The sequence below is a fragment of the Mycobacterium sp. SA01 genome, assembly GCF_041287105.1.
Taxonomy (GTDB): Bacteria; Actinomycetota; Actinomycetes; order Mycobacteriales; family Mycobacteriaceae; genus Mycobacterium.
The window spans coordinates 877437-889067 of the sequence record NZ_JBGGNO010000020.1 but is presented as its reverse complement, the minus strand read 5'-3'; the positions used below and the strand labels follow the sequence as shown (position 1 = coordinate 889067).

At 68.4% G+C, this 11631-nt stretch carries 11 protein-coding genes; 2 read left to right on the top strand and 9 right to left on the bottom strand.

Going from position 1 to position 11631, the window contains the following annotated elements; translation table 11 throughout:
• Nucleotides 1–30: 30 nt before the first annotated feature.
• From AB4879_RS23605 to AB4879_RS23595, 3 genes are all read right to left on the bottom strand, one after another.
• Nucleotides 31–1773: a DUF3556 domain-containing protein gene (locus AB4879_RS23605; protein ID WP_370509491.1), complete on the bottom strand. Its 1743-nt coding sequence runs from the start codon at nucleotides 1771–1773 to the stop codon at nucleotides 31–33.
• 67 nt (nucleotides 1774–1840) lie between these two features.
• Nucleotides 1841–2356, bottom strand: coding sequence for a DoxX family protein (locus tag AB4879_RS23600; protein ID WP_102809392.1), 516 nt, complete (start codon nucleotides 2354–2356; stop codon nucleotides 1841–1843).
• A 41-nt stretch (nucleotides 2357–2397) separates the two neighbouring features.
• Entirely contained in the window at nucleotides 2398–3654 is a 1257-nt protein-coding gene (locus AB4879_RS23595) for a DUF1298 domain-containing protein (RefSeq protein WP_370509490.1), read from the bottom strand.
• Between the two features lie 26 nt (nucleotides 3655–3680).
• On the opposite strand from AB4879_RS23595, the gene AB4879_RS23590 reads away from it, so the two are divergent.
• Nucleotides 3681–4484: an SDR family NAD(P)-dependent oxidoreductase gene (locus tag AB4879_RS23590; protein WP_370509489.1), complete on the top strand. Its 804-nt coding sequence runs from the start codon at nucleotides 3681–3683 to the stop codon at nucleotides 4482–4484.
• Here the strand turns inward: AB4879_RS23590 and AB4879_RS23585 are convergent.
• From AB4879_RS23585 to AB4879_RS23570, 4 genes are all read right to left on the bottom strand, one after another.
• Nucleotides 4471–5385 carry an alpha/beta fold hydrolase gene (locus AB4879_RS23585; protein WP_370509488.1) on the bottom strand — a complete coding sequence of 305 codons (915 nt, stop codon included), beginning with the start codon at nucleotides 5383–5385 and terminating at the stop codon, nucleotides 4471–4473. The genes AB4879_RS23590 and AB4879_RS23585 overlap by 14 nt on opposite strands.
• 15 nt (nucleotides 5386–5400) lie before the next feature.
• Nucleotides 5401–5994 carry a hypothetical protein gene (locus AB4879_RS23580; protein ID WP_370509487.1) on the bottom strand — a complete coding sequence of 198 codons (594 nt, stop codon included), beginning with the start codon at nucleotides 5992–5994 and terminating at the stop codon, nucleotides 5401–5403.
• Complete coding sequence (locus tag AB4879_RS23575) at nucleotides 5991–6569, bottom strand: Mce protein (protein ID WP_102809389.1); 579 nt, start codon at nucleotides 6567–6569, stop codon at nucleotides 5991–5993. Before AB4879_RS23575 ends, AB4879_RS23580 begins: the two co-directional genes overlap by 4 nt.
• Nucleotides 6570–6649: 80 nt before the next feature.
• Entirely contained in the window at nucleotides 6650–7123 is a 474-nt protein-coding gene (locus AB4879_RS23570) for a VOC family protein (RefSeq protein WP_370509486.1), read from the bottom strand.
• A 110-nt stretch (nucleotides 7124–7233) separates the two neighbouring features.
• Between AB4879_RS23570 and AB4879_RS23565 the strand changes: the two genes are divergently transcribed.
• The gene (locus tag AB4879_RS23565; RefSeq protein ID WP_370509485.1) at nucleotides 7234–8091 is read left to right on the top strand and encodes an alpha/beta fold hydrolase; all 858 of its coding nucleotides are present in this window, start codon (nucleotides 7234–7236) and stop codon (nucleotides 8089–8091) included.
• Here AB4879_RS23565 and AB4879_RS23560 read toward each other — a convergent pair.
• Both AB4879_RS23560 and AB4879_RS23555 read right to left on the bottom strand, forming a co-directional pair.
• Nucleotides 8088–8999: a 2-hydroxyacid dehydrogenase gene (locus tag AB4879_RS23560; protein ID WP_370509484.1), complete on the bottom strand. Its 912-nt coding sequence runs from the start codon at nucleotides 8997–8999 to the stop codon at nucleotides 8088–8090. The genes AB4879_RS23565 and AB4879_RS23560 overlap by 4 nt on opposite strands.
• 8 nt (nucleotides 9000–9007) lie before the next feature.
• Complete coding sequence (locus AB4879_RS23555) at nucleotides 9008–11629, bottom strand: LuxR C-terminal-related transcriptional regulator (protein WP_370509483.1); 2622 nt, start codon at nucleotides 11627–11629, stop codon at nucleotides 9008–9010.
• Nucleotides 11630–11631 lie beyond the last annotated feature (2 nt).

The following is an 11631-nucleotide window of genomic DNA, read 5'->3' as shown; positions in this document are numbered from 1 at the left end:
ACACACGCCGTTTGACGACCGTCAAGCGGGTCAACCAACCGTTCGGTCAGTCGTACCCGACGTCACGTGCACCGGCAACGTGTCGTCCCACGGCTGCCGGTTCACCATGTCGGCGACGTTGACGTAACCGGTCTCGAATTCGCCGGTCGCGGCATCCACCAGCCGGTACTCCTGCCGCTGCCGGTGCAGCGGCTGGCCGTCGAGCAGCACCACACGCACCTCGCCGGGTTCGAAGTGACAGCGCTTCTGCATCGCCGCGATCAACTGTTCGTTGTGCATGTGCCCGTCGCCGAAGTTCCAGCCGATCGCCATGCTGCAGATGCGCTCGCCGTCGGTGATCGAGTAGTCCTCTTCATTCGCACCGGCCATGGCGCGGTGGGCCAGGGTGAACAACGCCTTGCCGTGGGTGTTGAACGCGCGGAACGCATACCCCATGAACAGCGGGATCTGCGCGGCTTCCTTACTGCCGTAGAACTTTTCGAGCTGCGCGGCCGGCATGTTGGCGATCGTCACCAGGTTCTGCTCGATCTTCGCCTCCGCGGAGGGCTTCACACACCACAGCGTGGTGTCCCAGTTGCCTGCGTAGTAGCGCATACCGGGCAGGAAGGACACCTTGCGCGGCACCGTGTTTCCGAGGACGACGGTGGTCGCCAATGCCAGAAACAGCAGGATCGGCCACGGGTTGGTGATGTCGGTGATCCCGATCTGAGCGTGCGCGACGAACAGGGACAGCACCGAGAAGATCATGAAGACGTTCCACTCCAGCGGAACACCCATCGGAATGGCCGACAGGATACCGAGGTGGAAGCACACCATCACGATGGCCGCGATCGTGGTCGGCCACCCGCCGTGGGAGAAGAACAGCGCCAACGGAATACCCATCTCGATGGCGGTGCTGATGTGGGCCAGCGTGTGCGACATCGGGCCGGGCCGAAGGTCTTCGGGGAACTTCTTGAAGAACATCCGCTTGAGGAAGCGTGGCCGCACCACCGGACTGTTGGACATCATCGTGGAGATGACGAACGGGAAGTGCCGGGTCAATTTGGAGGTCGCGGCGCCGATCCAGATCGCCATGCACACCAGCTTGGCGGCGATGATGATGTCGACACCGCTGAACAGGAAGGCCACCGCGAACGCGCCGTACACCTCGCCGCGGGCGGCCAGGAAGATCACCTTGTCGCGCAGACCGGCCAGCGCCAGCAGCGCCACGACTGTCGCGATCTGCCAGGTCGGCAGCAGACCCACCTCGGTGCCCAGTTCCGGGACCGGCCCGGTGCCGTCGGAGAACAGCGCCACCAGGATCATCACGATCAGCGCCCCATAGAGCACGATGTCGACGGGGCCACGGTTGTCGCCCTTGGTCAGTGGCACGAGCTTGGGCCACGGTGGCAGCCGTATCGTGTTGGGGCGCAACCAATAGATGATCGATCCCATCGGCGGCCAGAACCGGTTGTTCAGCGGGCCGAAGCCGCAGCCGAGGCCGACGACCTCGAAGAGCATCGTGTACAGCACGGCCTTCTCGTAGACGATCGGCTCCGACCACCACGATCCGATGTCGGTCAGTCCACCGATGCCCGCGGTCGCCAGACCGAACAGTGCTCCGACGAAGACGTAGAGCAGGATCTTGACGACGTAGAACAGATGCAGGGCGACCGGCGTGCCGAAGCCCACCTCGGCCCAGTGCCGTGCCATCGGTTTGATCTTCTCCGCGCGCGTGCCCTTGCTCCACGTCTCGAAGTCGATGACGGGCACTTCCTGCTTCAGAAATCCCATGGCAAAAAGACTAGAACGTGTTCTAGTCGGACGGGCGCGAATTCCCGCGCGGCGAGACTCCGAAGGATCAGGCCTTGGCGGGCGGGCGGTAGAAGATGGCCAGCTGGCCGATGCCGCCGGCCAGGCCGAGCACCAGTGCGATCAGCAATCCGCACCACCCGTGCAGCCACGGGTAGACGCTGGTGCCCTTGAACAGCAGATAGTCCAGGCTGTACTTGCCCGCGCCGGTTGCGGCGATCGCGACGGCCGCGGCCGCCAGCACCAGGTTGTACTCCCAGCCCTCTTTGACGATGAAGAAGCCGTTGTGCCGGTGCACCGTCCACGCCGCAACGAGCATGAGCGCGACGAATCCCGCGGCCGGGATCGGTGTCAGCAAGCCCAGCGCCAGGCCGATGCCGGCAGCCATCTCGGTGCTGGCCGCCACCCGGGCGTGAAAGGTGCCGGGCTTCATGCCGATGCTCTCGAACCAGCCGGCGGTCCCTTTGATCCGGCCGCCGCCGAAGAACTTGTTGTAACCGTGGGCGGCCATCGTCACGCCGAGCACCACACGCAGGATGAGCAGTCCGACACTGTAGGCAGTCACGCAGGTAAACCTAGAGCATCAGCACCGATCGGCGTTACACCTCAGCGGCCAAACGCAACGCGCAACCGGTCAAGGTAGTCGTCGACGTCCACGTTGCCCGGGTCGGCGTGCACGCTCAGCGCGATGGTGTCGCCGAGGCCGTGCACTCCGTGGGTCAGGCTCATCATCGGCGAGAGCCCCGACCACCCAGCGGCCAGCAGGACCGGACAGCCGCCGAACGACAAATCCGCGGGCCCACGATTCACGCTGGACACCACAGTGTTGCCGGTGACCGTCGCCGACCGCGCGTCCGGGTCGAATTGCCGCACACCCCAGCGCAACAGCGCCGCGGGAACGGCGGCCGAGGCGGCGGCCGAGGCTCGCAGCGCCGGATGCTCGCCGCGCAGGCGCTGGGCGGCCAGCTCGGCAGCGATCAGCTCCGCCCGCCGGGCGCGGCCGACCTCGGTGTGCAATCGGATCCCGACATTGCGAAAGTTGTTGTGCCCGCCCGGAACCTGTTGTCCGGCCATCGTCACTTCGGCCGTCAGCGCCGAGGTGTCCTCACCACGCGCGGCGAGGTAGCCACCGAGCGCCTCGGCGATCACCAACAATGCCCCGATGGTGACGGTGGGTTTGGTCAGCTGGTCGCGGTCGAGCACCAGCGTCCGCAGCACCGGTGTTGCGCGGGGCCGCTGATTGATGCTGAGCAGCGGAGCGCCCGGAGCGGCAGGCGGCACCCGCCCGGCCTCGGTGTCGCGGACGAGTTGGCGATGGGCGCGCGCGGCCGCCACACCGCGGGCAGGCAGGAACCCGGGCCGCGCGGACGACGGCACCGGCACCGGCTGTCGCCGGCCGAGCAGCGCCCCGCCGAGCAGGGTCCCCCGGGTGCCGTCGGCGAAGGCGTGGCCGGTCTGCATGACGACCACCGATCCCGCGTCTCGGCATCCCGGCACACCCACAACTTGCGGGAAAATGTGTGCGCGCCAAGTCATTCGATGAAGGTCCAGCGGGTCACCACGGAATCGGGCGGCAATGTCCAGGCAGTCCTGCCAGTCCACTCCCCCGGTGTCGTGCAGCACGAACTGATCGGCGCCGACGTCTCCGCGGCACCATCGCGGGTATCGCCACCGGCCGCTGTCCACCACCCGCATCCGCAGTTCGTCGCACGCCTGGGCGCGCCGGCGTAGTTCGTCGACGGCGGTCTGCGGCGACTCGGGCGATCCGTCGAAGGCGTACAGCACCAGCTGATCACTCGGTACGACGGCCGACATCCAGAACATCTGCGCGTCAACCGCGGTCATCGGTCTGCTGGCAGCCATGGCGGCCATTGTCCTAGGCTGGCCAGGTGCTGCCGACTCCCGGTCCCCACCGCGCCGCGCTGATCACCGGAGCCTCCTCCGGCATCGGCGCCGAAATCGCTCGCGTACTGTCCTCGCGCGGTCACCACGTCGTGCTGGTAGCCCGCCGCACCGACCAGCTCACCGCCCTCGCCGAGTCGCTGCCTGGCCCGAGTTCCGTTGTCGGCGCCGATCTTTCGCAGCCCCAGGAGCGGGCAGCGCTTCCCGGGCGGGTCACCGAACTCGGGCTGGACGTCGACATCCTGGTCAACAACGCCGGGCTGTCCACCACCGGCCCGGTGGCCTCAGCCGATCCCACCGCCGAGCTCAACGTGGTCGAGGTGGACGTGGCCGCCGTCGTGGACCTGTGCACCCGCTTCGTCGGCGCAATGGCGGCCCGCCGGCGCGGGGCGGTGCTCAACGTCGCCTCATTGGGCGCCTTCGGACCGCTACCGGGGCAAGCCGTCTACGGGGCGGCCAAGGCCTTCGTGCTGTCCTACACCTATGCGCTGCGCGAGGAACTCAAACCCAGCGGCGTCACGGCAACCACCCTGTGCCCGGGTCCGGTGAAAACCGGATTCGGCGCGGCCGCCGGCATCTCCGACGAGGACGCCGAGGCGGCGCTGCCCAAGCCGCTGTGGGTATCGGCCGAAGATGTCGCCAAGGCCGCGGTGGACGGTTTGGCCGCCGGCAAGGCAGTCGTCGTGCCGGGCCGACTCAACTACGCGGCGACCGCGGTCTATCAGCTCACACCGAAGCGGCTACTGCTGCCACTGCTGGCCCGCAGCCACCCGAGCCTCAAGAAGAAGTAGTGCGCAGGAAGTCGACGATCTGCCCGCCCACCACGTCGGGCTGTTCGAGCTGAAGGAAGTGCCCGGCGTGCTCGACGATCGCCACTTCGCTGCCCGGCGGTAGCACCCCCGCCACCCAGGGGGTGAATTCCGCTGTCATGCAACCGTCGTCGGCTCCGTGCAGGTACAGCGTCGGCAGCCGCGGCACCTCCAGCCACAGCCGGTTCAGCTCGGCGTAGCGGCTCGGCGGGCGGGTGTTGCGGATGGTGGCGCGGTAAGTGCCCAGCGCGGCGCGCCAGCGATCCGGGCTGCCGATCGCGGCGTCGACGTGCCGCAGATCCTCGGCGGCGTTGTAGCCGGGCGACCAGCGGCGCCACAGCAGCGGGACGATCCACGACGACGAGCGCTCCGGGGCGAACGGCAGCTGAAAGTAGGTGATGTACCAGCTGCGCAGGAGTTGCACCGGAAGCAGGCGCAGCAGCCGGCCCGGGTTGGCCAGCTTCCTGCCCGCCCCGGGCCGCAGCGCCGCCGACGGCGGCACCGACATCACGACGGCCTTGGTGAACGGGCTGTCCGGCATCGCGGCCAAACCGGTCGCGGCGATCGCGCCCCAGTCGTGGCCGATCACCACGTCGGCTCCGGTGGGATTGCACGCCGCGAGCACCCGCAGCGCGTCGTCCATCACGGCCCCGATGTGCTGGCTGCCGTCGGCGGGCAGCGACGAGGGCACATAGCCGCGCATGAACGGCGCGATCACCCGGTAGCCGGCCGCCACCAGATGCGGTGCCAGTTTCCGGAAACCGTAGGCGGTATCGGGAAAGCCGTGCAGGCACAACGCGATTGGGCCGTCGTCCGGGCCCCAGCTCAGCGCACGCAGCTGCACAGCCGGTGCGGAGACGTCAATCCAGCGCGGCTCGGTCATCGAACCCCCTCTTCGCTAGATCGGGTCGAATCCCGAGATGAGCCAGCGGTCTTTGACCTTCTCCAGGGTCACCCGCACGCTGGAGGCGGTGTTGGTCGGCGCGTCGGTGCCGACCACGACGGTCTGGTCGACGAACAGCAGCACCACCGCGTGATCGGGCTTGGCCGAGACCGATGCCGCCGCGGGCACGGCCGCCAGGGCGGAGATCTTCTTCTCCTTGGCACCCGGGATGACGACGGTGTTGATCAGCTGCGTGTAGGCGTCCAGGAAGCTCCCGGTCAGGCGGTCGCGCGCCGCGCCGAGGTCCTTCTCGACCGACTCGGGCTTGTAGCTCAGGAGGGCGACGGTGGAGTCCTTGGCCGCCTGCACCGATTCGGTGCGGGCGGTGTCGGCGTCCCGGCGCGACGAATCCTCATAGCGTAGGTAGCCGGCCGCCGCCGCGAGCAGCAGCGCCACGATCGGCAGCACGCCGAAGGCCACCGCCCCGGCGAGGCTGAACCGCTTCGTCGGTGCGGCCTCGGTAGCAGCCGGCGCCTCGGCCGCGGTGGCCTCGTCCTCGGTGGCCTCGTCTGGTTTGGCGTCTTCTGGTTTGGCGTCGTCAGTCGTCACGGTACGAACTCCACTTTCGCGACCTTCGCTTCGTCGTTCCCGGTTTTCTTGACCGTCAGGCGCATCCGCCAGGCGCGCTTCGGCTGGTTGGGTGCGCCTCGGTTGGAGGTGGTGACGGTGACGGCCACCAGCACCTGGCCTTCGTTGCCCGACACCGACTCCAGCCCCGCCTCGGTCACCTCACCCACCGATTTGGACTGGGCCTGCTTGACCACCTCGATGAACGGCTGGGACCGCTTCGCGAAGTCGTCGTAGAACGCATCGGTGGCCGAGTCGAGGATGCGCTGGACATCCTTGTCGGCCTCGGCGGCGTCGATGGTCGTCAGGTTGAGCGCGCCCTGCCGGCCGACGCCGACCAACAGGTCCTGCAGCTGCGCGGCCTGCCTGGACTCGTAGGCCCGGTAGCCGAGCCATCCCGTCAACGCGGCCAGGGCGACCACGACGGCCGTCCCCACGATCAGCGCCAGCTGCACATGCGAGCGCGCCGGTTTCGCGGGTGTGGGCGTGTCCCCGTCAACCCCGAGCTCGACGGCCGTGGTGGGCTCGTCTCCGGGCTCGGCAGGCTCGTCGGCCATGTTTCTCCCTCTGCGGCGTTACCGGGCTCCGATCACCCGCACTTGGGGCGAAAGGCTACCGGTAGGCGCTGTGAGGGCCGTCACGGGTTCGCGACAGCGGCCTCCAGGTCGGCGATGACGATTCTGCGCATCCCGAGCATGGCCTTGGTCGCGGCGGCCGCTCGGGTCTGGTCGGGGTCGGACAGCAGCTCGTAGAGCCGGGTGGGCACCACCTGCCAGCTCAGCCCGAATCGGTCCTTGAGCCAGCCGCACTGTGATTCCTGACCGCCGGCGACCAGCGCATCCCAGTAATAGTCCACTTCGGCCTGGTCAGCACACTCGATCAGGAACGACACCGCTTCGGTGAACGAGAACACCGGCCCGCCGTTGATGCCGACGAACCGGGTGCCATCGAGGGTGAACCCGGCCGATACGACCCGGCCGGCGGTGCCGGGCCCCGCGTCGGTGTAGCGGTTGACGTACTCGATGGACGAATTCGGGAAGACGCCGGTGTAGAACCGCATCGCCTCCTCGAGGTCGTCGTCGAACCACAGCGACGGGGTGATGGTGGGCACGGGTGGTCTCCTCTCCAGGACAGTCGAAAGGATTGACCGCCCGGGGTACCGAAACTCATCGATAGCACCGCTATGTAACGTGCTGTTCAGGTTCGGTCGAGAGGATGCCGGTGAGCAGCACGAACAGCGGTCAGACAGTCGAGTTCCGCGGCACCAACGAGCTCGCCCTCGTGGCCGACGAGTGGAACCGGGGCGCCGAGTCGGCGGCTGAGCGCCCAACAATCCTCATGCTGCACGGCGGCGGGCAGAACCGGTTCTCCTGGAAGAACACCGGCCAGGTGCTGGCCGACCACGGTTTTCACGTGATCGCGCTGGACGCCCGCGGGCATGGTGACAGCGACCGCGCCCCGGATGCCGACTACAGCGTCGACTCGCTGTCCGCCGACGTGCTGCGGGTGCTCGAGCAGATCGGCCGCCCGGTCGTGCTGATCGGGGCCAGCATGGGCGGGTTGACCAGCATCCTGGTGGCCGAGGAGGCCGGGCCAGCCGTGGTGACCAAGCTGGTTCTGGTCGACGTGGTGCCCCGCTTCGAAAAGGACGGCAGCGCCCGGATCCGGGACTTCATGTTCAGCAATGTGGACGGCTTCGACACCCTCGAGCAGGCGGCCGACGCCATCGCCGGATACCTGCCACACCGCAAGCGGCCGAAGAATCTCGACGGTCTCAAGAAGAACCTGCGCTTCCGGGACGGCCGGTGGTTCTGGCACTGGGATCCCGCGTTCCTGACCGCCCCGAAAGACGATCCGTTCGGCCGGGTGGAGCGGCTCGAACAGGCCGCCATCGACCTGACCATCCCGATCCTGCTGATCCGCGGCAAACTGTCCGATGTGGTCAGCGCCGAAGGGGTGCAAGACTTCCTGGCAAAGGTGCCTGCCGAGTTCGTCGAGCTCTCCGACGCCGGCCACACCGCCGCCGGTGACGACAACGACGCCTTCAGCGACGCCGTCGTCTCGTTCGTCACCCGCTAGACCGGCGTGACCAGCTGACCGCTGGCCAGGAACTCCTCCAGGTTGCGCATCGCCAACGTGGCCATCGCCGTTCGGGTTCGCATCGTTGCGCTGCCCATGTGCGGCAACAGCACGACGTTGTCGAGCTCCCACAACCGAACGGGTACGTCGGGCTCCGCCGCGTAGACGTCCAGACCGGCGCCGGCCAGGCGGCCCGCTTCCAGGAACTCGATGAGTGCGTCCTGGTCGACGACGCTGCCGCGGGCGACGTTGACCAGGAAACCGTCCGGGCCGAGCGCCTCCAGCACCTCGCGATCCACCAGCTGCGCGGTGTCGGGTCCGCCGGCGGTGACGACCACCAGGACGTCCACGGACGCCGCCAGCTCCACCGGTGAAGCGGCGTAGCGGTGGGGACTGTCGGGTAGCTCGTGGCGGTTGTGATAGGCGATGGCACAGTCGAATCCGCGTAACCGGGTGGCGATAGCCGAGCCGATCCGGCCCAGCCCGAGGATGCCGACGCGGCTGCCGCTGAGGTCGCGGGTGTAGGGGAACGGCCCCTCGGTTGCCCAGCGGCCGGCCCGCACGTATCGGTCGGCGGCGCTGAACCGGCGCATGGTGTCGAGGATCAGGCCGAGCGCGGTGTCGGCGACGGTGTCGTTGAGGACGTCGGGGGTGTTGCTCACCCCGATCCCCCGCTCGCGCGCCGCGTCGACGTCGATGGCGTCGTACCCGGCGCCGAAGTTCACGATGGCCCCCAGCGCGGGCAACGAATCCATCAGCGCGGCATCGACACCCGGCCTGCCACCGCACACGATCACCGTCACCTCGGCGGCACGCTGCGTGTCGACGGGGTGTCGCAGCGGTGTGTGCTTGGCCGTCAGTTGCTTCTCCAGAGACGGTTCGAGTCTGCCGACGACGAGGATGGCCATACCGCCAGTCAACCAGGCCTGCCGTCCTCGAGCGCGTGGCGGATGATGTCGCGCAGGTCCTCGCGACTGGTCACGTTGAGTTTGAGGTACATCCGGTACAGGTGCCCCTCGACGGTGCGGGTCGACACCACGAGCCGTTCGGCGATGTCGCGGTTGGACAATCCGCGCACCACCAGCTGGGCGATCTCGCGTTCCCGACGCGACAGTGGCAGCGGCTGCGAGGTGGCCATCAGTGCTGGAGTCTTCAATCCGCCGCATTCCTTACCGAGCCGGTCGGCGGCCGCCGCCGCTTCCAGTGAATGTCTGCGCTGTCCGGCGGTATCGAAGAGTGCCGCCGCCTGTGCTGCGGCGTCGGCCGCCGACAGCAGGGCGCCGATCCGTTCGAACTCCTGCGACGCCGAAAACACCGCTGCACCATCGTCGTTCATCAGGCCGGTGGCGTGCGCCGCGTCGATGGCCGCCAAGGGCCCACCGATCACCGCGGCCACCTCGACGATCCGTGGCAGGCAGGTCTTGTCGCCGAATCGCGCGGCGGCGTGCAGTGCCATCAGTTCGATGGCGCGCTGGCCCGACTCGGCGGCCAGGTCGGCCGCGCGCAGGGCCATCGTGACCGCGCCGCTGACATGGCCCATGGCCGCGGCCAGCCACGCCTCGGCGATCCGGACCGCAGGTTCGAACATCGTCGCCGCGCGGCTCACCAGGTCCCGCAGTTCAGTGACCAGCGGTGCGGCCGCCGAGTCGTACCCGAGTCCGCAATAGCACTGCGCCAGAAGCAATCTGGCCGGCACATTCCAGGAGGCGGCGGCCTCACCGCTGAGCGCGGCCAGGGTCTCCTCGAGACGGCCCATCGCCACCCGCAGTTGCCCCCGACCCAGTTCCACGGTGCCCGCCAAGACGTTCGCCATCGCGCGGGCGCGGTACTGGCCGGGCGAGGTGATCCGCACGATGTCACCCGAACGGGCTTGCGCGGCAGCGAAATCACCGGCCAATGTCAGGGCGCGCACCTCACCCAGCGCCAGCAGGAACCGCAGCAACCCATCGATCTTGTCGTAGACCTCGTGGCCCCGTGCGGCCAGCCGTGCCGCGTCGGCGGTGCAGCCTTTGAGTGCGGCCGCCATGCCACCGCCGAAGACCGCCCACCCGACGGCAATCGGTGGCGCGGCCGGATCGGCCAGCACCTTGTCGGCCAGCTCGGCGGCCTCGTCGAGTCGATTGTCGAGAACGGCCAGCGCGGCCGCGAGGCTATCGACACCCACCCGCACGCGCGGGTGAGTGATTCTCTGCTGCAGCATTTTCAGGATCTCTGCGGCGGCCGCGGCGTCTCCCATCGACCACTGGAGATTCGCAATCCGCGCCATGCCCCACCGGGCCAGCTCGAACTCGGTGAGGGTGTCGGGGTCGAACGACGCCAGGATCACTTCGGACTCAGGAGCCCGGCCTTGCCACAGCAGTGTCCGTGCGAGTAGTTCGGAGGCCACCAGGCCGCCACCGGCGTCGACGGCGGCCCGGGCCAGCCGCTCGGCGAGCGTGATGTTCATCAGGGCGATCGCGTCTTCTGCTGCGCGGGAGAAGAATCCGGCGTCCATCGCGGTGTCGGAGTGCAGCGCCAGTTCAGCGCGCCGCACGCGTTGCACCGGCGTCTGCGACGGGTGCAGATCCATCGCGCTCACCAGCTCGGTCCGCAGGCGGCGGCCCGCGACCCGGCCCAGGCTCTGCCGGATGACATCGCCGATCACCGAGTGGGTGAAGTGAATTTCAGCTGAGCCGCCGATATCGACGACACGGATCAGTCCTCGCCGCTCGGCTCGTTCCAACGTGTCGGTGTCGACGAGCTCGGACAGCACCTCCAATGTCAGCGGCTCCGACACCGCCAGCAGATGCAGAGCCCGCCGTTCGTCGTCGGGCAACCGGTCGAGCCGACTGCTGAGCAACGGCGCCAGTTTCGAGGCCACCGCCGTCTCGCCGCGGAGCTGCCAAACACCGTTCACCTGGCGCAGGGTTCCGGCTTCCAGCGCCCCTTCGACGAGGTGCCGGACGAATAATGCGTTGCCACTGGAGGCTTCCCACATCAAGTCCGCGGAAAGCCGCTCCAGGCGTCCGCCGAGGGCCGTCTCGATCAGCGCCACCGACTCAGCCTTGCTGAACGGCGCGACATCCAGCCGAGCCAGGTAGCCGTCTTTCCACAGCGCGGTGATCGTCTCGGGTATCGGCTCGCCGCTGCGGGCGGTCGCCACGATGCGCACCGCCCCTTCGACAGCCAGCCGGTGTAGCAGCGTCGCGGACAGGTGGTCGACCAGGTGCACATCGTCAACGCCGATGAGCGCCAGCTTCTCCCGGCGTACCGCGTGAAAGGCGGCGGCCAGCATGGCCACCGGGTCGGTGGGCATCGGACTGACAAGCAGATGGGCGAACACACCCAACGGCACATCGCGGGCGGACTCGGTGCCAGCGACCCACACCGCCGCGGTGCGCAACGTGTGCGCGGCCATCCGTGCCAGCGTGGTCTTCCCGACACCGGCGTCGCCGAGAAGCAGAGTCCCGCATTGGCCGGGCCGGCCCTGCAGGGTCGCCTGGATCGCGGCGAGTTCCTTGCCTCGACGCATGACAGGCCAGGTGCGGCTGTCCCCCACGG